The 22,366-nt window shown below is 71.3% G+C and carries 25 protein-coding genes; 6 read left to right on the top strand and 19 right to left on the bottom strand.

The features are described 5' to 3' along the window. Window positions 1-5: 5 nt before the first annotated feature. The gene (locus MWM08_RS07155) at window positions 6-1,199 is read right to left on the bottom strand and encodes a phosphoserine transaminase (protein ID WP_244458774.1); all 1,194 of its coding nucleotides are present in this window, start codon (window positions 1,197-1,199) and stop codon (window positions 6-8) included. Between the two features lie 128 nt (window positions 1,200-1,327). On the opposite strand from MWM08_RS07155, the gene MWM08_RS07150 reads away from it, so the two are divergent. Beyond that, window positions 1,328-2,326: an AI-2E family transporter gene (locus MWM08_RS07150; protein ID WP_244458773.1), complete on the top strand. Its 999-nt coding sequence runs from the start codon at window positions 1,328-1,330 to the stop codon at window positions 2,324-2,326. 30 nt (window positions 2,327-2,356) lie between these two features. On the opposite strand, the gene MWM08_RS07145 is transcribed toward MWM08_RS07150, so the two are convergent. The 17 genes from MWM08_RS07145 to MWM08_RS07065 all read right to left on the bottom strand — a co-directional run bounded on the left by MWM08_RS07145 (window position 2,357) and on the right by MWM08_RS07065 (window position 18,503). Next, window positions 2,357-3,163, bottom strand: a complete 807-nt coding sequence (locus MWM08_RS07145) for a DUF1217 domain-containing protein (protein WP_244458772.1) — start codon at window positions 3,161-3,163, stop codon at window positions 2,357-2,359. Window positions 3,164-3,197: 34 nt separating this feature from the next. Then, window positions 3,198-4,007 carry a bifunctional hydroxymethylpyrimidine kinase/phosphomethylpyrimidine kinase gene (gene thiD / locus MWM08_RS07140; protein ID WP_244458771.1) on the bottom strand — a complete coding sequence of 270 codons (810 nt, stop codon included), beginning with the start codon at window positions 4,005-4,007 and terminating at the stop codon, window positions 3,198-3,200. Continuing rightward, window positions 4,004-5,368: a phosphoglucosamine mutase gene (gene glmM / locus MWM08_RS07135; RefSeq protein WP_244458770.1), complete on the bottom strand. Its 1,365-nt coding sequence runs from the start codon at window positions 5,366-5,368 to the stop codon at window positions 4,004-4,006. Before glmM ends, thiD begins: the two co-directional genes overlap by 4 nt. A 90-nt stretch (window positions 5,369-5,458) precedes the next feature. Beyond that, the gene (folP, locus tag MWM08_RS07130) at window positions 5,459-6,499 is read right to left on the bottom strand and encodes a dihydropteroate synthase (protein WP_244458769.1); all 1,041 of its coding nucleotides are present in this window, start codon (window positions 6,497-6,499) and stop codon (window positions 5,459-5,461) included. A gap of 155 nt (window positions 6,500-6,654) precedes the next feature. After that, window positions 6,655-8,577 (bottom strand): ATP-dependent zinc metalloprotease FtsH, encoded by a 1,923-nt coding sequence (gene ftsH, locus MWM08_RS07125; protein ID WP_244458768.1) that lies wholly within the window; start codon window positions 8,575-8,577, stop codon window positions 6,655-6,657. Then, window positions 8,570-9,868: a tRNA lysidine(34) synthetase TilS gene (gene tilS / locus MWM08_RS07120; RefSeq protein WP_244458767.1), complete on the bottom strand. Its 1,299-nt coding sequence runs from the start codon at window positions 9,866-9,868 to the stop codon at window positions 8,570-8,572. The genes ftsH and tilS overlap by 8 nt, the downstream gene beginning before the upstream one ends. A gap of 114 nt (window positions 9,869-9,982) precedes the next feature. Then, on the bottom strand, window positions 9,983-10,840 hold the full coding sequence (locus MWM08_RS07115) for a tol-pal system YbgF family protein (RefSeq protein ID WP_244458766.1): 858 nt from the start codon (window positions 10,838-10,840) through the stop codon (window positions 9,983-9,985). A 39-nt stretch (window positions 10,841-10,879) separates the two neighbouring features. After that, window positions 10,880-11,341, bottom strand: a complete 462-nt coding sequence (pal, locus tag MWM08_RS07110; protein ID WP_244458765.1) for a peptidoglycan-associated lipoprotein Pal — start codon at window positions 11,339-11,341, stop codon at window positions 10,880-10,882. A 77-nt stretch (window positions 11,342-11,418) separates the two neighbouring features. Next, on the bottom strand, window positions 11,419-12,798 hold the full coding sequence (gene tolB / locus MWM08_RS07105; RefSeq protein ID WP_244458764.1) for a Tol-Pal system beta propeller repeat protein TolB: 1,380 nt from the start codon (window positions 12,796-12,798) through the stop codon (window positions 11,419-11,421). Continuing rightward, window positions 12,795-13,796: a hypothetical protein gene (locus tag MWM08_RS07100; protein WP_244460068.1), complete on the bottom strand. Its 1,002-nt coding sequence runs from the start codon at window positions 13,794-13,796 to the stop codon at window positions 12,795-12,797. The genes tolB and MWM08_RS07100 overlap by 4 nt, the downstream gene beginning before the upstream one ends. 45 nt (window positions 13,797-13,841) lie before the next feature. Beyond that, on the bottom strand, window positions 13,842-14,348 hold the full coding sequence (tolR, locus tag MWM08_RS07095; protein ID WP_244458763.1) for a protein TolR: 507 nt from the start codon (window positions 14,346-14,348) through the stop codon (window positions 13,842-13,844). A gap of 5 nt (window positions 14,349-14,353) precedes the next feature. After that, window positions 14,354-15,097, bottom strand: a complete 744-nt coding sequence (gene tolQ, locus MWM08_RS07090) for a protein TolQ (protein WP_244458762.1) — start codon at window positions 15,095-15,097, stop codon at window positions 14,354-14,356. A 53-nt stretch (window positions 15,098-15,150) separates the two neighbouring features. Continuing rightward, window positions 15,151-15,546, bottom strand: coding sequence for a YbgC/FadM family acyl-CoA thioesterase (locus tag MWM08_RS07085; protein WP_255751405.1), 396 nt, complete (start codon window positions 15,544-15,546; stop codon window positions 15,151-15,153). Window positions 15,547-15,596: 50 nt separating this feature from the next. Continuing rightward, entirely contained in the window at window positions 15,597-16,661 is a 1,065-nt protein-coding gene (gene ruvB, locus MWM08_RS07080; RefSeq protein WP_244458761.1) for a Holliday junction branch migration DNA helicase RuvB, read from the bottom strand. Then, on the bottom strand, window positions 16,658-17,275 hold the full coding sequence (gene ruvA, locus MWM08_RS07075; RefSeq protein WP_244458760.1) for a Holliday junction branch migration protein RuvA: 618 nt from the start codon (window positions 17,273-17,275) through the stop codon (window positions 16,658-16,660). The genes ruvB and ruvA overlap by 4 nt, the downstream gene beginning before the upstream one ends. A 250-nt stretch (window positions 17,276-17,525) precedes the next feature. Then, complete coding sequence (gene ruvC, locus MWM08_RS07070) at window positions 17,526-18,044, bottom strand: crossover junction endodeoxyribonuclease RuvC (protein ID WP_230169265.1); 519 nt, start codon at window positions 18,042-18,044, stop codon at window positions 17,526-17,528. Between the two features lie 33 nt (window positions 18,045-18,077). Next, entirely contained in the window at window positions 18,078-18,503 is a 426-nt protein-coding gene (locus MWM08_RS07065; protein ID WP_244458759.1) for an RrF2 family transcriptional regulator, read from the bottom strand. Window positions 18,504-18,602: 99 nt separating this feature from the next. Between MWM08_RS07065 and MWM08_RS07060 the strand changes: the two genes are divergently transcribed. The 4 genes from MWM08_RS07060 to MWM08_RS07045 all read left to right on the top strand — a co-directional run bounded on the left by MWM08_RS07060 (window position 18,603) and on the right by MWM08_RS07045 (window position 20,860). Then, window positions 18,603-18,989 carry a group III truncated hemoglobin gene (locus MWM08_RS07060; protein ID WP_244458758.1) on the top strand — a complete coding sequence of 129 codons (387 nt, stop codon included), beginning with the start codon at window positions 18,603-18,605 and terminating at the stop codon, window positions 18,987-18,989. Window positions 18,990-19,006: 17 nt separating this feature from the next. Beyond that, window positions 19,007-19,687, top strand: coding sequence for an alternative oxidase (locus MWM08_RS07055; RefSeq protein WP_244458757.1), 681 nt, complete (start codon window positions 19,007-19,009; stop codon window positions 19,685-19,687). A 2-nt stretch (window positions 19,688-19,689) separates the two neighbouring features. Continuing rightward, a complete protein-coding gene (locus MWM08_RS07050; protein ID WP_244458756.1) occupies window positions 19,690-19,953 on the top strand; it encodes a TehB family protein in 264 nt (87 codons plus the stop codon). Between the two features lie 64 nt (window positions 19,954-20,017). After that, entirely contained in the window at window positions 20,018-20,860 is an 843-nt protein-coding gene (locus tag MWM08_RS07045) for a ChbG/HpnK family deacetylase (protein WP_244458755.1), read from the top strand. Between the two features lies 1 nt (window position 20,861). Here MWM08_RS07045 and MWM08_RS07040 read toward each other — a convergent pair whose 3' ends face one another. After that, window positions 20,862-21,614, bottom strand: a complete 753-nt coding sequence (locus tag MWM08_RS07040) for a YebC/PmpR family DNA-binding transcriptional regulator (protein ID WP_244458754.1) — start codon at window positions 21,612-21,614, stop codon at window positions 20,862-20,864. A gap of 112 nt (window positions 21,615-21,726) precedes the next feature. Between MWM08_RS07040 and MWM08_RS07035 the strand changes: the two genes are divergently transcribed. Then, the gene (locus MWM08_RS07035) at window positions 21,727-22,359 is read left to right on the top strand and encodes an MSMEG_1061 family FMN-dependent PPOX-type flavoprotein (protein WP_244458753.1); all 633 of its coding nucleotides are present in this window, start codon (window positions 21,727-21,729) and stop codon (window positions 22,357-22,359) included. Window positions 22,360-22,366 lie beyond the last annotated feature (7 nt).

Raw genomic sequence — 22,366 nt, 5'->3', positions numbered from 1 at the left:
ACCGCTCAGGCCCCCGCTTCCACGGTTGCGAGCGCCCAGTCGAGCCAGGGGATCAGCGCTTCGATATCCGCGGTCTCGACGGTCGCACCGCCCCAGATGCGCAGGCCCGGCGGGGCATCGCGATAGGCGCCGGCATCGAGCGCCACGCCGTCCTTCTCCAGCAGCGACGCGAGCTTCTTCGCCGCCGCCGCCTGCGCGTCGGGCGCCAGCGCGGTGAACCACGGCGCGGTGATGGTCAGGCAGATCGAGGTGCAGGACCGCGTCGCCGCATCCTCCGCCAGGAAGTCGAAGCCCGGCTTCGTCGCGACCCACCGCGCGATGGCGGCGAGGTTCGCCTCGCTCCGCGCCACCAGGCCCCGCAACCCGCCGACGGATTCCGCCCAGCGCAGCCCATCGAGCGCATCCTCGACGCACAGCATCGAGGGCGTGTTGATCGTCTCGCCCTTGAAGATGCCCTCGTTGAGCTTCCCGTCCTTGGTCATGCGGAAGATCTTGGGCATCGGCCAGGCCGGCTTGTGCGATTCCAGCCGTGCCACGGCGCGCGGCGACAGCGCCAGCATCCCATGCGCCGCCTCCCCGCCCAGCACCTTCTGCCAGGACCAGGTGACGACATCGAGCTTGTGCCACGGCAATTCCATCGCGAAGGCGGCCGAGGTCGCGTCGCAGATCGCCAGCCCCTCGCGCGCATCGCTGATGAAGTCGGCATTCGGCAGCCGCACGCCGGAGGTCGTGCCGTTCCACACGAACACGACGTCACGCGCAGGATCGACCTTGGACAAGTCCGGCAGCCGCCCATAGGGCGCATCCAGCACGCGCGCATCCGCGAGCTTCAGTTGCTTCACCACATCCGTCGCCCAGTCCTTCGAGAAGGATTCCCAGGCCAGGATGTCGACCCCGCGCGGGCCGAGCAGCGACCACAGCGCCATCTCGACCGCGCCGGTGTCCGAGGCTGGCACGATGCCCAGCCGCCAACCTTCCGGCATGCCGAGCACCGCCTTCGACCGGTCGATCACCTCGGCAAGGCGCGCCTTGGGGTTGGCGGCGCGATGGCTGCGCCCGAGCAGCGCGGTCTCCAGCGCGGCCAGCGTCCAACCGGGGCGCTTCGCGCAGGGACCGGATGAAAAGCGGGGGTTCGCCGGCTTGGCGGCAGGACGCAGGGTGGCCGGACGGATGTCCGGCGTGACGGCGGGGTTCGCCATGATGCAGCTCCCTTCCAGAAGCAGATGCGCCCCGGTGGGGGGGCGTGGCCCGAAGCCCGGATACGCGCCGGCGCGCCACCCGGTCAAGCACCTGCAACCCCGGCCGTGGGTGCGTCGTTACGACCGGCATGAACCGCATCCAGGGATCCGTCCTCGTCCTGCTGGCCGTGACGGCGATGCTGTTCGTCTTCGCACCGGCCGTGCCGCTGCTGGGCTTCGCCGGGCTGCTGTTGGCGGTGGCGCTGAGCGTGCCGGCGCTCTGGCTGATGCGCCTGACCGGCTGCCCACGCTGGGTCGCCGTGCTGGGCGTGGTGGTGTGCATCCTGGCACTCGCGGGCTTGGCCGGCCTGACCGCGGCCGCGCCGCTCGCGGAGCAGGCCGCCGCGCTGGCCGAGGCCTTGCCGCGCAGCTTCGCGGCGCTGCGCGATAGCCTGGCGGGCAGCGACAGCCTCCGTTGGGTCGCCGACCGGCTGACGCCCGCGGATACGCCGGACCTGGATGCCGGCATGGCCGCGACCGCCGCCGGCGCCACGCTGGGCTGGATCGGCAATGCCGTGCTGGTCGCGCTTGTCGGCGTCTACCTGGCCGTCGCGCCGCATGACTATGCCGCCGGCTTGCGCGCCCTGCTGCACCCCGCGGTCGAGCGCGAGGCCGCCGAGACCCTCGCCGAATGCGGCCAGGTGCTGCGCGGCTGGCTGCTCGGCCAGGGCTTCGCGATGTTGGTGACCGGCCTGTGCACCTGGGTCGGGCTGATGCTGCTGGGCGTCCCCATGGCCGGCGTGCTGGCGGTGATCGCGGCGCTGCTCGGCTTCATTCCCAATATCGGGCCGGTGATCGCGGCGGTGCCGGCCATGCTGCTGGCGGCGACCGTCTCGCCCTGGCTGGCCCTGTGGGTGGCGCTGCTGTTCCTGGTCGTGCAGTTCATCGAGGGCAATGTGCTCACGCCCCTGGTGCAGCAGCAGGTGGCGGACCTGCCGCCGGCGGCGCTGCTGCTGGCGCAGGTGCTGATGGCCGGTGCCTTCGGGCTGCTGGGCGTGGCGCTGGCGGCGCCGCTGGCCGCGGTCGGTGCGGTGATCGTCCGGCGAACCTATGCGGAGGGTTGGCTCGGCCGCCCGCCGACGCGCTAGACCAGGCCACCCGATCGGGATTTGCGCGGATCAGGCACGGACGGACAGCGTGGTCAGCAATGTCATCGGGTCCGCCTGCCCCGCAGCCGACGTCGCATTCGTCGCGGCGGTGATCAGGTAGCGCTCGGCCAGCTTGCGTACGGCGCGGTCGTCCTGCAGGTCATCCAGCTTCAGCCGCGCCGTCACCGCCCGGCCCTGCGCTTCCACCGACTGCACGGCGATTTGCTGCGGCAGGCCGAGCGCACCGGTCACCACGCGCCGCAGCACCGGGTCACCCAGCACGTCGAACACATCCTCGGCGTTCTTCGCGGATTCCAGGAAGTACAACGCATCCGACAGCCCGGCCTGCTGGTCGTCGAGCCCGGAGCGGTACTGGTATTTCAGGAAGGCGTCCGACATGCGCTGCACCATCGCGGGGTCGCGCAGCACATCGAGGCCGGTCTGGTAGACCCCGAGCGTCGCGGCCGCCGCCTGCCAGGTGCTGCCGAGCTGCGCCGCCAGCCCCTTGGTATCGGCCGGGTCCGACAGCAGCGCGCGGCGCACCATGCCGGGATTGCCGACCTGATCCGGCAGCCCGAGCGCGGGCATGATGACCTTGAGGATACGCGGGTCCTGCAGCGCCTGCTCGATGCTGCCGGCCTTGTCGAGCGCGACCCGGAACTGCGCCAGCGCCGTGAGCGTGACGGGGTCCTTCTGTTCGCGCGCAATGCCCTTGGCCTCGGCGCCGTCAGTCGTGGCGCGCCGCAGCGCCGGGATTGCGCTCGCCGCATTGCCCGCCGCACCGGCCGAGGCCTGCACGCCGAACAGCGACTGGACCTGGGTGAGCGTGAGAGCCATGCCACAGCCTGCCACGGCCAGGGTGAAGCCGGCGTTAACGCGGCAGCCGCGCCGGGTCGAAGGTGATGGCGTGGTCGAGCGGCCCGTGCCCTGCCCCATACCCCGGCGCCGCCGCGATCGCCGCCTGCACGTAGGCCCGCGCGCGCACCACCGCCTCGCGCACCGCCATGCCCTGCGCGAGCCCCGCGGCGATCGCGCTCGCCAGCGTGCAACCCGTGCCATGCGTGTGGCGCGTGTCGATGCGCGGCGCGGTGAATTCCTCGCTGCCATCGGCGGTCACCAGCAGGTCGGTCAGCGTGTCGCCGTCCATGTGCCCGCCCTTCAGCACCACGCAGGGCGCGCCCAGGCTGCGCAGCGCGTCCACGGCGCCGCGCATCTCCGCCAGCGTGCGGATCGGGCGGTCCACCAGCGCCTCGGCCTCGGGCAGGTTGGGGGTGATCACGGTCGCGATCGGCAGCAGGCGCGCCTTCAGCGTCGCGATGGCGTCCGCCGCGATCAACGGATGCCCGCCCTTGGCGATCATCACCGGATCGACCACCAGCGGGATGCCCCGCGCGCGGGCGGCCAGTTCGTCGCACACGGCCGCGATCACCGGCACGCTGTGCAGCATGCCGGTCTTGATGGCATCGGCGCCCAGATCGTCCAGCACCACCGCCATCTGCTGGCGGATGAAGGCCGGGTCCACGCCGACCACGCCATGCACGCCCTGCGTGTTCTGCGCGGTCAGCGCCGTCACCGCCGTCATGGCAAAGGCATTCAGCGCGGTCACCGCCTTGATGTCCGCCTGGATGCCGGCCCCACCGCCGGAATCGCTGCCGGCCACGATCAGCACGCGCCCCTTCATGCGGCGCGCGCCTTGGCCCGGATGGTGTCGGCGAGCCGCGCGACGGTGGCATCGACCAGCGCTTCCTCCTCCGCCTCGGCCATCACGCGGATGACCGGTTCGGTACCGCTCGCGCGGATCAGCACGCGCCCGCGCGTGCCAAGCGCGGCCTCCTCCGCCGCGATCGCCTCCTTCACGGCCGCATCCGCCAACGGCGAGGGCCCCGCGTAGCGCACATTCACCAGGCGCTGCGGCAGCGGCGCGAAGCAGCGCAGCGCCTCGCTGGCCGGCCGCCCTTCATCGACCAGCACCGCCAGCACCTGCAAGGCGGCGATCAGCCCATCCCCGGTCGTGCCGAATTCCGGCATGATCATGTGGCCGGACTGCTCGCCGCCCAGGTTGCAGCCGACCTCGCGCATGCGCTCCCCGACATACCGGTCGCCCACCGCGGTGCGCAGCAGGTCCAGCCCGCGCGCAGCGAGGAAACGCTCGAGGCCCATGTTGGACATCACGGTCGCCACCACGGCACCGCCGCGCAGCCGGTCCCGCGAAAGCCAGGACCGCGCGATCAGCGCCAGGATCTGGTCGCCATCGACCACCTGGCCGGTCTCGTCGGTCAGCACCACGCGGTCGGCATCGCCGTCCAGCGCGATGCCGAGGTTGGCGCGCCGTTCCTGGACCAGCGCGGCAAGCGCGGCAGGTGCGGTGGAGCCGACCCCCTTGTTGATGTTGAAGCCGTCCGGCGAGACGCCGATCGGCACCACGTCCGCACCCAGTTCCCACAGCACCGTGGGCGCCACCTTGTAGGCGGCGCCATGCGCGCAATCGACCACGATGCGCAGGCCCTCCAGCGTCAGGCTACGCGGGAAGGATGCCTTCGCGGCCTCGATGTAGCGGCCCGGCGCATCCTCCAGCCGGCTGGCACGGCCAAGGCGCGACGGCGCCACCAGCGCGGCATCCAGGTCGCCGTCCATCAGCGCCTCGATCGCGCATTCCTGGTCGTCGGTCAGCTTCAGCCCGTCGGGGCCGAACAGCTTGATGCCGTTATCCTCGTAGGGATTGTGCGAGGCGCTGATCATCACGCCCAGATCCGCGCGCAGCGACCGCGTGAGCAAGGCGATCGCCGGCGTGGGCAGCGGGCCGACCAGCACGACATCCATCCCCGCACCCACGAACCCCGCGGTCAGCGCGGGTTCCAGCATGTAGCCGGACAGCCGCGTGTCCTTGCCGATCACCACGCGATGGCGGTGCGTGCCACGGTTGAAGTAGCGGCCGGCAGCCTGGCCGAGGCGGAGCGCCGTGGCGGCATCCATCGGGGCGCGGTTGGCGGTGCCGCGGATGCCGTCGGTGCCGAACAGGCGGCGGGCAGGGGCGTTCGTCATGGGCAATCCCTACAGCGGGGCAGGACAGGATGCGAGGGGCGTTGCCCCTCGCGTTCCCCACCAGGGGGCTACGGCCCCCTGGACCGCGATCTACTCGGGGGCGCGGCCGGCCACACAGGCGCGCCAGACCGAAAGGGCCTGGACCGTCTGCGCAACGTCGTGGACGCGCAGCACGGAGGCGCCGCGCGCAGCACCGGCCAGGGCGGCGGCGATGCTGCCGGGCACGCGCGCCCCGGCCTCCTCCACACCCGACAGCGTGCCGATGAAGCGCTTGCGCGAGGCCCCCAGCACCACCCGGCAGCCCAGCGCGGCCAGCAGCGGCAGCCTTTCGATCAGCGCCAGGTTGTGCGCGATGGTCTTGCCGAAGCCGATCCCGGGGTCGATCGCGATGCGCCCGCGCGCGATGCCGAGCGCCTCGCAGGTCGCGATCCGGTCGCGCAGGAAGCCCGCCACCTCCAGCGCCACATCGTCGTACTGCGCGAGCGACTGCATGGTGCCGGGGTCATCGCCGGGCATGTGCATCAGGATCACCGGCGCGTGCGACTTCGCGACAAGCGTGAGCGCGGCCGGGTCGTGACGCAGCGCCGAGACGTCGTTGACGATCTCCGCACCCGCATCGAGAGCCGCATCCATCGTCGCGGCATGGCGCGTGTCGATGCTGACCGGCGCAGCCTTGGCCAGTTCGCGCACCACGGGCAGCACGCGCGCGATCTCGTCCTCCACGGCCACGGCGCCCGCACCAGGGCGAGTCGATTCCCCGCCGATGTCCAGGATGTCGGCCCCGGCCTCGAGCATCGCATGCCCGGCCGCGATCGCCCGCTGCGGGTCGAAATGCCGCCCGCCATCCGAGAAACTGTCGGGGGTGACGTTGACCACGCCCATCACCAGCGGCCGGTCGGCCTGCAGGCCGGCGAAGGGCGCGGGGCGCTCGGCGATGGCGTGCAGCGCGTCGTGCCAATCCTCCGGCACCTGGCCGATCGGGCCGACACCCAGGTCCTCTCCGTCCTCGACCAGCCGGACGAAGGTGAAGGCGATGTCGCCGCCCTGCAGTGGCAGCGCATGGCCCTGGCGCAGGGCATGGAAGGCGGCCGGGCCGGTCAACAGGCCCATCGGTTCGACAAGGCGGGTCATGCGCGGCGGGACAGGATCACGGGTGGCACCGGTTGCGTGGCAGCGCTGCCATAGACCGGTTCGGCCGCGCCGGAAATCGGGCCCGGACATGGCAAGGGCGGGTCCCGCACCCGCGGAACCCGCCCTTGTTCGACTTCGCTGCCCGCGTGGGGGCTTCAGGTGGCCGGCGCGGCCCCGGGGTTCAGCCCCGGCGGGCGCGGCGTCGGCCGCCCGGCGGACGGCACAGAACCGCGGCCCATGTTTACAGGCTCATCCGGCCGGTTACGCACGATCGGCTCGCCACGGATGACGTTGCGGATCTCGTCGCCCGACAGCGTCTCGTGCTCCAGCAGGCCCTTGGCCAGCAGGTGCAGCTCGTCCATGTGCTCGGACAGGATGGTCTTCGCACGCTGGTAGGCGCTGTCGATGATCGACCGGATCTCGCTGTCGATCTTGCGCGCGGTCTCCTCGGACAGGTTCTTGGTCTGCGTCACGGAATGGCCCAGGAAGACCTCCTGGCTGTTGTCGCCGTACGCGATCATGCCGATCACGTCCGACATGCCCCATTCCATGACCATCATGCGGGCCTGGCTGGTCGCCATCTTGATGTCGCCCGAGGCGCCGTTCGACACCTTGTCGGCGCCGAAGATCAGTTCCTCGGCGACACGCCCGCCCATCGCCATCGCGAGCTCGGACTTCAGCTTGGACTTGTGCTTCGAATAACGGTCCCCGGCCGGCAGCGACATCACCAGGCCCAGCGCGCGGCCGCGCGGGATGATCGTCGCCTTGTGGACCGGGTCGCATTCGGGTTCGTGCATCGCGACCAGCGCGTGGCCTGCCTCGTGATAGGCGGTCATGCGCTTCTCGTCCTCGGACATGACCAACGACCGGCGCTCCGCGCCCATCATGACCTTGTCCTTGGCGGCCTCGAACTCGGCCATGCCCACGGTGCGACGGCCGGTGCGCGCGGCCAGCAGCGCGCCTTCATTGACCAGGTTGGCCAGGTCCGCGCCGGAGAAGCCCGGCGTGCCGCGCGCGATCACCTTCGGATCGACGTCGGACGCCAGCGGCACCTTGCGCATGTGCACGCGCAGGATCTTCTCGCGCCCGTTCACGTCCGGGTTCGGCACGACCACCTGGCGGTCGAAGCGGCCCGGGCGCAGCAGCGCGGGGTCGAGCACGTCCGGCCGGTTGGTGGCCGCGATGATGATGACGCCTTCGTTGGATTCGAAGCCGTCCATCTCGACCAGCATCTGGTTGAGCGTCTGCTCGCGCTCGTCGTTGCCGCCACCCAGGCCGGCGCCGCGATGGCGGCCGACCGCGTCGATTTCGTCGATGAAGATGATGCAGGGCGCGTTCTTCTTGCCCTGTTCGAACATGTCGCGCACGCGCGATGCGCCGACACCCACGAACATCTCGACGAAGTCGGAGCCCGAGATGGTGAAGAAGGGCACATTCGCTTCACCGGCGACCGAGCGCGCGAGCAGCGTCTTGCCGGTACCCGGCGGGCCCACCAGCAGCACGCCCTTCGGGATCTTGCCACCCAGGCGCTGGAACTTCTGCGGGTCGCGCAGGAAGTCGACGATCTCCTCGAGCTCGCCCTTGGCTTCCTCGATGCCGGCCACGTCCTCGAACGTCACGCGGCCCTGCTTTTCGGTCAGCAGCTTGGCCTTGGACTTGCCGAAGCCCATGGCGCGCCCGCCGCCGCCCTGCATCTGGCGCATGAAGAAGATCCAGACGCCGATCAGCAGCAGCATCGGGAACCAGGACATCAGGTAGTGCAACAGCGGATTGACGTCGCTTTCCTCGGGCCGCGCGACGACGCGCACGTTCTTCTCGGTCAGGCGGGAGACCAGCGTCGGGTCTTCCGGCGTGTAGGTCTGGAACGACCGACCGTCGCTCAGCTGGCCCGTCAGCGTGCGGCCCTGGATCGAGACCTCGCGTACATGGCCGGCATTCACTTCGTTCAGGAAGTCCGAATACGCCACCTGCTGCGCCGTCGTGCGCCCGCCGCCCGAAGGTTGGAACAGGTTGAACAGCGCCACCAGCAGCAGGGCGACGATCACCCAGAGCGCGAGATTCCGGCCGAAATTATTCACGTGCGGTTGTCTCTCTCCGTGCCGGTCGGGAGGGTCCGCCGGCGTTGGCACTACACATAAGGTCGGGTTGACCAGCCTTGAATGGTCGCGCCGAAAACTCTCCGCCCACCCCCGGCGCGAACACGGTCGCGAAGGGGCGGCACGCCTCGGATGAAGGATAGTCCAGCATCGGCACCGCGGCCAGCGCGCCGTTCGGGTCGCGGATGGCGGGCAACGCCCGCAGCACGGCCGAGGGCAGCCCGGCGCCCCCGCGCAGCGCTGCCGCCGCCGTGCCGAGCGCCCCCAGCCGCCACCCCGCGCGGCCAGGCCCGGCCAGCCGGAACCGCCGGTCCCAGGTGGCGCCGGCCAGCGCCTCGACCTCGGGCGCCAGGCCGCCCGGGTCGCGCGCCAGCAGCCACCGACCGCGCGCACCAGCCCGGAGCCAGGCCCCGCCCAGCGTCCCGCCGCCGGCCGAGAGCATCGCCGCGACCTGCACCGGCGCGGGCGCCATCGCACCGCCGCCGACCAGACGTACCAGCCACGCGAGGCCCGCCGCCGCGACCCGGTCCTGCCCGAAAACGGCCGGATCGATCCAGGCAAAGCCTTCCGGCCGCAACTCGGCCGCGGCGGCCAGCCGGGCGGCGACCTCGGCCTCGGTGCGCTCCCGGCGCGCCGTGAAGGCGGCGGCAGCAGCAGCCAGCGCGGCCACGCCAGCCCCCTCCCCGCCCGGATCGGCCAGAGCGGCGCGCAGCCGGACCCGGGCGAAGCGCGCATCGGCATTGCTCGGGTCGCGGACGGGCACGAGGCCTGCCTCGGCCACCACCGCTTCCAGGGTGGCCGGTGCCACGCCCAGCAACGGCCGGAGCACCAATGCGGCACCGCCCTCGCGCACCGCCGCCATGCCTGCGAGCCCGGCCGGCCCGCTGCCGCGCAGCGCACGGAACAGCAGCGTCTCGGCCTGGTCGGCCCGATGCTGGCCCAGCAGCAGCCAGGGCCGCCCGGCCGCCGACGCGGCCTGGGTCAGCGCCGCCAGCCGAGCCGCCCGGGCGCGCGCCTGCAAACCTGGCCCGGCAGGCAGGTGCAGCCGCAGCACCCGCGCGGCGATCCCGCGTGATCCCAGCATCGCCGCAACGTGATCCGCCTCGGCAGCGCTTTCGGGTCGCAACCCGTGGTCCACCACCAGCGCGAGGAGCCCGCCGCCGCGCATGCGCGCCCAGTGATCGGCAAGCAGCCCCAACGCCAAGCTGTGCGGCCCGCCCGAAATGCCCGCCGCGATCCGCGGCGCTTCGCCGAATGGGCCGAGCGGCGCCATCAGCGCGGCAAAGGCCCGGGCGTTCAGCGGCGCGTTATCCCCATGGGCGGGCGAGGCGCCATGGCGCGCCAGACGACTGGGCGCCGGCGCCTGACACCGCGCCGCGGCGCGCCCTCACCGGCATTGCGCGCGCCGCCGCGCATCCGCCACACGGGTCGCCACCGGCTGCGCCAGGCGGGTGTACTCCGAGGCCAGCTGGTCGAGCGTGTCGCAGGCCTCGCGCCGCGCCCCGAAGCCGATGAAGGCGTTCGACAGGCCAAGCAGCGCTTCCGGCGCACGGCCGGACTGCCGGTTGCGCCGATACGCCTCATCGAAGGCCAGCGCCGCGTTCTGGAACTGTCGGCGGCCGAGCAGCGCCTCGCCCAGCAGCAACTGCGCATCCTGCGCGCGCGGGCCGGAGCGACCGGCGATCACCTCGCGCGCTGCTGCCTCGGCGGTGGGGAAATCACCACGGGCCAGGGCCGCCTGGCCGTCCGCCAGGGCGCGTTCAGCGGTTCTGGGGCCGCCCGGCGCCGGGGGGCTGCCCGGTGCGGCCGGCTGGGCTTGCGGGGCCGGCGCCTGGGCGGACGGCGGCCCCTGCGGAGGGCGGGTGGCGCCAGGCCGGCCGCCCCCTTCCAGCTGCTGCAGGCGGAAATCCATGTCGCCGCGCAGTTTCTCGATTTCCTCGGCCATGCGGCGGTTGGCGTTCTCGGCCACGTCGAGCTGGCCGCGCTGGCGGCGGACCGTCTCCTCCAGCTCCTGCACGCGGCCAAGCAGCGCCTGCACCGTCTCGGGCGGTGCGCCACCGCTGCCCCCGCGCGGGACGGGCGCGGCAGCACCACCGCCGCGGCGCACGGCATCAAGGTCGCGGCGCAGTTCCAGGATCTGGTTCTGCAGCGCGATGCCCTCCCGGCTGTCCATCTGGGCGCGCGCGGGGGCGGCCAGCAGCGGCAGGGCGATCAGGGCGGCGGTCAGCGCGATGCTGCGGGCCATGGCGGCGCGGCCCGGCTTACGCCGGGCCATCCCCTTCGGTTACTGGACGACGGTCACGGCGCGGCGGTTCTGCGCCCAGGCGGCTTCGTCCGACCCGAGCGCCGCCGGGCGGTCCTTGCCATAGGAAATGGTGGTGATGCGCGCGCCGTTGACGCCGCCGGCCACCAGCACATCGCGCGCCGCATTCGCACGGCGCTGACCCAGGGCCAGGTTGTATTCGCGGGTGCCGCGTTCGTCGGTGTGGCCTTCGACCTGCACGCGCACCTCGGCGTTGCGGCCCATCCACGCAGCCTGGCGCTCCAGGATCGGGCGCTGGTCGGCGCGGATGGTGGAACGGTCGAAGTCGAACAGCACGCGGTCGCCGACATTGGCCACCAGGTCTTCCTGGCTGCCAGGGCGGATCGTGCCGCCGGCCCCCGTCGCCGCCGCGTTCTGGTCAGTGTTCGAGCAGGCAGCGAGCAGCGCGAGGGCAGCCACGGCGCCGAACAGGCGGGTTTTCATCGGGGGGTCTCCTGGTGCAGTGATTTTCAGGCCGTGGGGTAAGCGCCCACGGCCCATGGGGTCAAGCGCGACGCCGGTCACGAAAGCAGCGGCGACCACGCAGGATCGGTCGCGTCGGTGGGCGTGGGCACCGGGCGTTCGTTGAAGCCGGCGATGTCGATCGACGCGATGCGCGCCGAATATCCACCACCGCGCGAATCCGTCGCGCGGCTCTCGCGGTAGAACATCAGCATGCGCCCGTTCGGCGCGAAGGTCGGCCCTTCCATCGCCCAGCCTTCCGACAGGATGCGCTCGCCCGATCCATCGGGGCGCATCACGCCGATGGCGAAGCCGCCGCCGCCGAAGCGCGTGAAGGCAATCAGGTCGCCGCGCGGCGACCACACTGGCGTGGCGTAGCGGCCGCGCCCGAAGGAGATCCGCCGCACGTTTCCGCCGCCGGCATCCATCACATACAATTGCTGGTCGCCGCCGCGGTCGGAATTGAACACGATCTGGTTGCCGTCGGGCGAATAGCAGGGCGAGACATCGAGCCCGCCACCGCTGGTCAATTGCCGTTCGCGCCGCGACGCGAGATCCACCACGTAGATGTTCGCATCGCCCCCGCGCGTCGAGGACAGCACCACCGAACGCCCATCCGGCGCGAAGCGCGGCGAGAGCGTCATGCCCTGGAAATTGCCCAGCACCTGCTGGCTGCCCGAGCCGATGTCGAACAGCACGACCTGCGGCTGCCCGCGGTCGCGATAGGACATGAAGGCGATGCGCTCGGCCGAGGGATGGAAGCGCGGCGTGAGCGCGGCGAAGCGGCCATCGGTCAGGAAGCGGTGGTTCTCGCCATCCTGGTCCATGATCGCGAGGCGGCGCGTGCGGCGATCGCGCGGGCCGGTCTCGCTGACATAGACCACACGCGTATCGAAGTAGCCCTTCTCGCCCAGCAGCCGTTCGTAGATCACGTCGCTGATCAGATGCGCGATGCGCCGCCAGTTCGCCGCCGGCGCGGTGAAGGCGGTGCCCTGCAGTTGCGCCTCGGGCAGCACGTCCCACAGGCGGAATTCGACGCGCAGCTGGCCGCCCTGTTCGACCACGCGCCCGGTCACCAGCGCCTGCGCGCCGATCACGCGCCAGTCCTGGAAGCGCGGGGTCTGCGCGGCGCTCTCGGGCGTCTGGATGAACGCCTGGCGATCGATCGGGCGGAACAGCCCGGAATTGCGCAGGTTGTTCTGGATCACGCGGGCGATGTCACGCCCCACGCGCGCCGCATCACCACCGCCCGCGAGATCAGGGATCGCGACCGGAATCGGATCGGTGCGCGCACGCGTGATGTCGATGACGGCACCCTGCGTGGCCTGCTGGGCGGCCGCGGGCAGCGGTGTGGCGAAGATGCCCGGCGCGACCAGGCCGGCGCCCACGCCCGCCAGCATGCGGCGGCGCGTCAGCGCGAAGGGAGAGCAAGGGTTCATCGCACGAGGCCCCTCGGGTTGAAGCGGAAGACGGAATCCATGACGGTCCGATACTTGTTGGGCGGCACGCGCAGCGGGTTGCATTGCGGGGACATAAGCGCCCGGCGCGCCGATTCGTAGACCGATCGCGCACGAGGATCGGCTGGAACGCCCGAGGACGGCAGCACGTTGCGTACCGTGCCCTGGCTGTCGAGCACGACGCGCAATTCGACCACGATCGTATCGAGGCCGAGCATCCCGCGATCGACGTTCCAGCATTCGGCGATCTGGTTCGCCAGGCCCATGATCTCGCCCTGCGTCAGCGCGGCCGAACCGGTGGGCGACCCGCCACCCTGCTGCGGCGCGCCTGACGGGTTGGGCCGCGCGGTCGGCGCGCGGTCCTGCTGCTGGGCCGTGCGCAGGCGTTCCAGCGTGTTCTGCACCGATGTGCTGCGTTCCTGCGGGCGCGCCACCGGCGGGGTCTGGCCGGTGCCCGCCTGCTGCGACGGCTCGGGCGGCGGAGGCACCGGCGTGGGCGGCAGCGGCAGCGGGTCGGCTCGCGGCGGGGTGGCGGCCTGCTGCTGTTGCGGCGGCGCCGGCGGCGTCGGGATTGGCTGCGTCACGCGCGGCGCCGGCACCGGGTCGGGGCTGGGTGCCGGTGTGGGTGCGGGCGGCGTGGGCTGCGCGGGCGTGGGGCTCGGCGGCGATGGCGTGGGCGCCGGCGCGGGCGGCGGCGGGGGCGGCGGTGGCGGGGGCTCGGGCGGCGTGTTGCGCGGCGGCGTCGGCGCGGGCGGTTCGGGCGTCGGGGGTGTGGGCGTCGCCTCGGGCGCCGGCGGGGCGGGCAGCGGGCGCGGGATGTCGGCCTGTGCCATCTGCGGCGGGCCAGGTGCCACGAGTTCCACCGCGATGCCCTGTTCTTCGGGCTCGGGGATCGGGCGCGCCAGCACGAACAGCGCGCCGGTCAGCAGCACGGCCGCATGCAGCGCCGCGGAGACCACGCCCCAGCGGTTCAGGGTCATCCCGGCGGTCGAGGATGGCCGGCCCATCCTTCCGCTCCCCGGCCGTCAGCCGCGCGGCTGTCCGGCCGGGCGGGCGGGCGCGGCAGGGCGGGCGGGTTGCGCGGCGGGCGCGCCGGAGGGTTGTTCGGCCAGCAGCGCCACGCGCGTGAAGCCGGCACCGGCGATGGTGCCCATCACCTCCATCACGCGACCATAGGCGATGGCGCGGTCGCCGCGCACGAAGATGCGGCGTTCCGGCGCGCCCTGTGGCTGGTTCTGCATGATGGCGCGCAGGCGCGGCACCAGTTCCTCCATCGGCACCTCGGTCTCCTGCAGGAAGATGCGGCCCTGCGGATCGACCGTGATGGTGAGCGGCTCGGTCTCCTGGTTCAGCGGCGTGGCCGCGGTGCGCGGCAGGTCGACCGGCACGCCCACCGTCATCAGCGGCGCGGCCACCATGAAGATGATCAGCAGCACCAGCATGACGTCGACGAAGGGCGTGACGTTGATCTCGGCCATCGGCCGGTAGCGCGACCGGCGATCGCGCCCGCCGTTCATCAGGGACCCGGCCATCGTGGCTATTCCGCCGCGCTCGCGGCCGGGGCCGCCGCGTCGTTCGCCGCCACTTCGGTCTGCCGCGACAGGATGGCGGCGAATTCGGTGGCGAAGGATTCCATCCGCGCGGCGAAGCGCGCCAGGTCGGTATTCAGCTTGTTGTAGGCCAGCACCGCCGGGATGGCCGCGACCAGGCCGATGGCGGTGGCGAACAGCGCCTCGGCGATGCCGGGGGCGACCACCGCGAGGTTGGTGTTCTGCATCCCCGCGATCGCGGCGAAGGAATTCATGATGCCCCAGACCGTGCCGAACAGGCCGATGAAGGGCGCGACGGAACCGACACTCGCGAGGAACACCATCCAGCGTTCGAGCCGTTCCATCTCCCGCCCGATCGTCACCGTCATGGCACGTTCGACGCGTTCCTTGGCACCGCCCATGATGCTGCCGGCACCGGCGGAGCGGCGCCATTCGCGCATCGCCGCTCCGAATACGGCAGCCATGGGGTGGGACGGCTCCTCGCCTTCGCGGGCGAACAGGTCATCGAGGCTGCCGCCGGACCAGAAGCGGTCCTCGAAGGCATCGGCGGCACGGTTGGCCCGGCGCAGTCCGGTCACCTTGTCGAACACGATCGCCCAGACCCAGACGCTGGCAATCAGCAGCCCGATCATCACGCCTTTCACGACCCAGTCCGCCTGGAGGAACAGCCCCCAGAGCGAAAGATCGTGCGCTGCCTGCCCGAGCGCCTGGGCGGTCACGTTGCCGTTCACGCCGTCTCTCCTTCCGAGGCCCCGCGGGGCCTGTGCATCGTCGCCACCGGGGGTCAGCCCGGCACGACGAGTCCCTTCAACACCGACCGCCAAGGCTCCGGCAGCGGCACCGGCTTCAGGCTGTCCCGGCCCACGCAGACCAGGCCGACCTTCAGTCCCGCCAGCCTGTCCGCCCCGCCATCCGCGGCGCAGACCACCTGCCCGAGGACCACCTGCGCGCCGGTCACGCGCAGCACCGACGTCTCGACCACAACGGACTCATCCAGGCGGGCGGGCCGCCAGTACTCCACTTCGACGCGCCGCACCACCAGCAACGCATTGTGACGTTCCATCATAAATTGGTGCGGCAAGTCTATGGCACGCAAGGATTCGGTCCGCGCGCGCTCCGCCCAATGCAGATATCGGGCGTGATAGGCCATCCCGCCGGCGTCGGTATCCTCGAAATACACGCGCAGCGGGTATCGATGCGGTGCATTTGCCTTATTTGGTTCGGGGCCGGTCACGGATCGGTGTCCCGCAACAGGTCGAGCTGCGCCACCAGCCCCGCCGGCGGGGCGAGTCCCAGGTGGCGCCAGCCGGCCTCGCCCAGCATCCGCCCGCGCGGCGTGCGCAGCACCAGGCCTTCCTGGATCAGGAAGGGCTCGACCACTTCCTCGAGCGTGTCCCGGCCTTCGGCCAGCGCCGCGGCCAGCGTCTCGATGCCGACCGGCCCGCCGCCATGGTGTTCGGCGATGCGGCGCAGATAGCGCCGGTCCATCGCATCGAGGCCGAGCGCATCCACCTCCAGTCGCAACAACGCACCATCGACCATGGCGCGGTCGGCGGCACGGTTCTCCACCAGCGCGAAATCCCGCACGCGCCGCAGCAGCCGCCCCGCGATGCGCGGCGTGCCGCGCGAGCGCTTGGCGATCTCGAACGCCCCATCATCCGACAGCGCAAAGTTCAATTTTCGCGCGCCGCGGCTGACGATGCCGTGCAGTTCGGCCGCCGTGTAGAACACCAGGCGCAGCGGAATGCCGAAGCGATCGCGCAGCGGTGTCGCGAGCAGCCCCGCGCGGGTGGTCGCGCCGATCAGCGTGAAGGGCGGAATGTCGATCCGCACGGTTCGCGCGGCAGGACCTTCGCCGATGATGAGGTCGAGGCAGAAATCCTCCATCGCGGGATAGAGCGTCTCCTCGATGGCCGGTTGCAGGCGATGGATCTCATCGACGAACAGCACGTCGCGCGGCTGCAGGTTCGTCAGGATCGCCGCGAGGTCGCCCGAACGCTGCAACACCGGCCCCGAGGTCGCGCGAAAACCCACGCCCAGTTCACGCGCGACGATCTGCGCCAGCGTGGTCTTGCCCAGCCCCGGCGGGCCATGGAACAGCACATGGTCCATCGGCTCCGCGCGTGCCCTCGCCGCCGCGATGAACACGCCGAGGTTCTCGCGCAGCGACTGCTGGCCGGTGAAGTCCGCGATGGTCTGCGGGCGCAGCGCGTGCTCGCCATAGTCGTCGTCCTGGCGCTCGGGGTCGGTGATGCGATCGCCGCTCGTCCCGCCCGCGGCGGGCCCGCCACTCATCTTGCCATTTCCTTGAGCCCGTCACGGATCAGCGCATCCAGCGTCGCAGCGTCACCCAGCCGCTTCGCCGCGCGCGCGATCGCCGCCGCCGCCTGCGGCTGCTTCCAGCCCAGGTTCACCAGCGCGGAAACCGCATCTGCCTCCGCGCCCTGTTCGGGAAGTGCCGCGGGCAGCGCACCCTCGCCATCCGCATCCGGCGTCGCGCGCCCCACCGCCCATTTCTGCATCGCCGGTTCATCGACGATGCGGTTCGCCGTCGCCGCGCCCAGCCCCTTCACCTCCGACAGCCGCTTGCGCTCCTTGCCCGCAATCGCCCGCGCCAGCCCATCGGGCGACAGCGACGACAGCACGATCAACGCCTTCTGCGGCCCGACCGTCTTGACCTCGATCAGCGCCCGGAACGCCTCACGCTCCGCCGCATCGAAGAAGCCATAAAGCGTGATCGCATCCTGGCTGACCCGCGTCTCGACCAGCAGCCGCTGAACACCCTCACGCCCCGTCAACGCATCCAACGTCTTGCGCGAACACGACAGCAAATACCCCACGCCATTCACATCAAACACGCACCCACCTTCGTGCGTGGCCTCCACACGGCCTTTCAGCGCGGCGATCATGGGGCGGGCGCTCCGGCGGAGGGGGCTTTGCCCCCTCCGGACCTCCCCCACCAAGGGCTTAAGGCCCTTGGATCCCTCGATTTTAATCGGGGGAGTTGGGGAGGGGCATCGTCGGGACGGACTGACGCGACAGGCGCGCCATGCCCCTCCCCAACTCCCCCGATCAGTATTGGTGTCCAGAGGCCCTTAGGCCTTTGGTGGGAGGGGGTCCGGGGGAGGGCAAAGCCCTCCCCCGCCGCGCGCCGCCCCATCATGCCGGCTGATACCCGCGTGCGAGGGCAGCGCGCGATTGGCGGTGATGGGCGTGGCAGATCGCGACGGCGAGCGCGTCGGCGGCGTCGGCGCGTTTGAAGGTCACGCCGGGCAGCAGGTGCTTCACCATGGCCTGGACCTGGTCCTTGGCGGCGTGGCCGTTGCCGACGACGGCGCGCTTCACTTCCATGGCGCCGTATTGCGCGACGGCGAGGCCCGCCAGGGCCGGGGCCAGCACGACGACGCCGCGCGCCTGGCCGAGCTTCAGCGCGCTGTCGGGATTGCGCGCGACGTAGGTGTTCTCGACGGCGGCTTCTTCAGGCACGTGAAGGTCGATGACGGCGGCGAGGCCGCGATGCAGCGCGAGCAGGCGGTCGGGCAGGTCCTCGGCGGGGGTGGTGGAGATCACGCCCTCGGCCAGGAAGCGCAGGCGGAAGCCATCGTGTTCGATCAGCCCCCAGCCGGTGTGCTGGAGGCCGGGGTCGAGGCCGAGGATGCGAATCGGGCGGCGCGACATGGCCGCGGGTCTAGCAGACCTGCGCCGGCGCGCTCAGCCCGGCAGTGAGAGCAGCCTCCGCAGCGCCGCCGCACGCCGGTCGAGCAGATCCGCCAGGCTGGCGCGGTCCAGCACCGCCAGGAAGGCGCGCAACGCCTCGTCCAGCACCGAGATCAAGCCGCAGGCGGGGGCGATGACGCAGGTGGGGCAATCGGCCAGGTCGAAATCCCCCTCCATGTGGCGGACCACGGCGCCGACGCTGATCTCGGCGGGCGCCCGCGCCAGGCGGATGCCGCCGGACCGGCCGCGCAGGCTGGTGACGAAGCCGGCACGTCCGAGCTCGTTGACCACCTTCATCAGGTGGTTCTGCGAAATGCCGTAGGCGCGGGCGATCTCGGCGATGGAACAGACCTCGTCGGGCCGCGTGCCCAGGTGGAGCAACGTCCGCATGGCGTAATCGGTGTAGCGGGTGAGCCGCATGCGCTGACCTCAAATCATGCTTTTTTTATATATGTTTTTCTCTTGCATCTTTCCAGCCCTCTCGATACATGTAACCACGATGCATGATTTAGGTGTGCGATGCACGACAGCCCCGGTATCGACGACGACACCCTCCAGCGCGTGGTCGCCCTGTTCTACGACCGGGTCCGAGCCGATGCCGTGCTCGGCCCGGTCTTCAACGACGCCATCCACGACTGGCCAGGCCATCTGCAGACGCTGTCGGCCTTCTGGTCGTCGGTCATGCTCACCTCCGGCCGCTACAAGGGCAATCCGATGGCGGCGCACCTGAAGCACCAGGCGCGCATCACGCCCGCGCTGTTCGAACGCTGGCTGGAGCTCTGGGCGCAGGCGACGGCGGAATCGCTGCCGCCCGACGCTGCCTGCGCGATGCAGGCCAAGGCCGCACGCATCGCCCGCAGCCTGCAATACGCTCTCTCCCCCCTGCCGCTGCCCGGCGCAGCCTGACCAAAGGAGCGTCCCCCATGTCCAACCCGCAGGTCGCCCTTGGCGTCCATCACGCGCCGCGGGGCATCTCCGACCGCATCGCGCTCGGCTTCACCAAGGTGCTGCGCTTCTGCGCCGATACCTTCTTCGCGAAACGCTACGGCCACCGCGCCATCGTGCTCGAGACCGTCGCCGCCGTGCCCGGCATGGTCGGCGCGACGCTGACCCACCTGCGCTGCCTGCGCCGCATGGAAGACGACAAAGGCTGGATCCGCACCCTGATGGAGGAGGCGGAGAACGAGCGCATGCACCTGATGACCTTCATCGAGGTCGCCAAGCCCACCGTCTTCGAACGCATCGTCATCCTGGGCGTGCAGTGGGTGTTCTACGTCTGCTTCTTCCTGCTGTACCTGGCGAGCCCAAAGACCGCGCACCGCGTCGTCGGCTACTTCGAGGAGGAGGCGGTGATCAGCTACACCCACTACCTCGCCGACATCGATGCCGGGCGGTCCGAGAACCCACCCGCGCCGGCGATCGCGCGGCACTACTGGAAGCTGCCAGCCGATGCGACGCTGCGCGACGTGGTGGTCGTGATCCGCGCCGACGAAGCGCACCACCGCGACGTCAACCACGGCTTCGCCTCGGAACTCGGCGGCGGGCAGCCGGGACCGGTCTCGCCCTATCCCGACCACGCCGCCGAATTGCGGCCGGAGGCCTGAGCGTGGCCGCCTATCGCACGACGCCGGTCTTCGACGAGACGACGCTGCCCGCCGCACTGCGGCGGGAACACCGCACCAAGCCCGGCGTCTGGGGCGTGGTCGAGGTGATCGAGGGACGCATGCGCCTCGTCTTCCTCGACCCGCCGGGCGAAGCGATCGTGTCGCCCGGCCACAGCGCGGTGGTGCTGCCCGACCAGCCGCACTACGCGGAGCCGATCGGCGCCATGCGGATGTGCATCACCTTCCACGACAGCCTGCCGGGCTGACGCGGTTGGCCCGACACGCGCGTCGCCGCTACCGTCGCGCGACACGGCAGGCGGGGATGCAGGAATGGCAGTTTCGGATCTCGCGGGGCGACTGGGCTTCGATAAGGCGGCGCGGCTGCTCATCGTGAACTGCGACGACCTCGGCTACTGCCATGCCGCCAACCTCGCGACGCATCGCGCGCTCGTCCACGGTATCGCGACCGATGCCACGCTCATGGTGCCCTGCCCTTGGGCGCCCGAGGCGGTGCGGCTATGCCGCGGCTTCCCGATCGGCGTGCACCTGACCCTGACCAGCGAATACGAAGGCTATCGCTGGCGCGGCCTGACCCGCGGCGCGACGCTGCACGATGCGGCCGGCTTCCTGCCGCGCACGGGCGCGGAAGTGCTCGATCGCCTCACCGCAGAGGATGCGCGCGCCGAATGCCTGGCGCAGATCGAAACGGCGCTGTCCTGGGGCGTCGATGTCACGCATCTCGACGCCCATATGGGCGTCATGCAGGACCGCGCGGACCTGTTCGACGTGTATCTGGACCTGGCCGCGCGCTTCCGCATTCCTGTCAGGATGGCGCCGGCCGACCACACCGACCGGCAGGACTTCGGCCCACGCGAACGCGCAACCGCGCGCGGAATCCTGTTCAACGAGCACATGCTCTATGCTTGGCCGACGCCGACAGGTGCGACGCTGCGGGCGGAACTGCCACGCCTGCCCGCCGGCGTGACCGAGGTCTTTGCCCATCCCGCCTTCGACGGCGAGGAGTTGCGCGGGCACGGCTCGATGGCGCACACGCTGCGCTGTGACGATGCGCAAACGCTGGTCGACCCGGACCTCGCCGCGCTCATCACGCGGCACGGCGTGACGCGGATCGGCTTCCTGGCATTGCGCGACCTGCAGCGCCGAGGCGGATGACTCAGGCCGCCGAGAGCCGCGCCGCCGCCGCCTCGTCGACCTCGAAATTCGCATAGACGGTCTGGACGTCGTCGTGATCGTCCAGCGCATCGACCAGCTTCAGCACCTCGCGCGCGCGGTCCTCGTCGAGGTCGATGGTCGTGCTCGGCCACCATTCCAGCCTGGCGGCCTCGGCCTGGCCGAAGGCGGCTTCCAGCGCGTCGCGCACGGTCGCGAAATCCTCGACCGAACAGGACACCTCGTGCCCTTCCTCGTCGGATTCCACATCCGCCGCACCCGCCTCGATCGCCGCTTCCAGCATGGCATCCGCGGTCGCGACCGCCGCCTTGAAGCGCAGCACGCCCTTGCGTTCGAACTGGAAGGCCACCGAATTCGTCTCGCCCAGCGCGCCGCCATTCTTTGCGAACATCGACCGCAGGTCGCCGCCGGTGCGGTTGCGGTTGTCGGTCAGCGCTTCGACGATGATCGCGATGCCATGCGGGCCGTAGCCCTCGTACCGCACTTCCTCGTAGCCCTCGCCCTGCCCGGCCTCGGACGCCCGCTTGATCGCGCGGTCGATGGTGTCGCGCGTCATGTTCGCCACCAGCGCCGCCTTCACCGCCGCGCGCAGGCGCGGATTCATGGCCGGGTCGGGCAGCCCCTGCTTGGCCGAGACGGTGATCTCGCGGATCAGCTTGCTGAAGGCCTGGGCGCGCTTCGCCCCCTGGGCCTGCTTGCGGTGCATGACGTTCTTGGCGTGCGAATGGCCGGCCATGGCCGTCTCTCTCTCGATCAATCCGGGGGTTCGACCGGGCTTCTACGCGGCGCGCCCGGCCGCGGGCAAGCCGGGGCTGGCAAACCGCGCCCGGACCGGGTGAAACTGGCGGATGGACACGCAAGCCCCCATCGACCCCTTCGCCGTCACCACCGAGGACCAGCTGCGCGCGGTCTATGACCAGCCGCTGGAAGGCCCGCTCAAGAAGGTGACCCATCGGGTCGAGGCGACGGCGCGCGCCTGGATCGCCGCCTCCCCGTTCTGCATCCTGTCCACCGTGGGCGCACGCGGCGTGCACGCGACCCCGCGCGGCGATGCGCCGGGCTTCGTGGCGGTCGAACCGGATGGGTCGCTGCTGATCCCCGACCGGCGCGGCAACAACCGGCTCGATGCCTATCGCGACATCCTCGAGGACAACCGCGTCTCGGTGATCTTCTTCGTCCCCGGCGCGTCCGAGGTGCTGCGCGTGCACGGCACCGCGCGCATCACCAGCGACCCGGCGCTGTGCAGCCGCTTCGTCGAACGCGGCAAGGCGCCCGCCACGGTCCTGGTGGTGACCGTGAGCGAGTTGTTCATGCAATGCGCCAAGTCGATCATGCGGTCGCGCCTTTGGGGCGGCGCGCCCCGCCCGGCCGGGCTGCCGACGATGGGCCAGCTCATCGCCTCGCACCGCGCCGACGGCCAGGTGGACCCCGCCGCCTATGACCGCGAGGCGCCGGAGCGGCTCAACCAGACCATGTACTGACGCCACG

This window comes from Roseomonas fluvialis (genome assembly GCF_022846615.1).
In the GTDB taxonomy this organism is placed as follows: domain Bacteria; phylum Pseudomonadota; class Alphaproteobacteria; order Acetobacterales; family Acetobacteraceae; genus Neoroseomonas; species Neoroseomonas fluvialis.
This window is presented reverse-complemented; position numbering and strand designations above follow the sequence as displayed.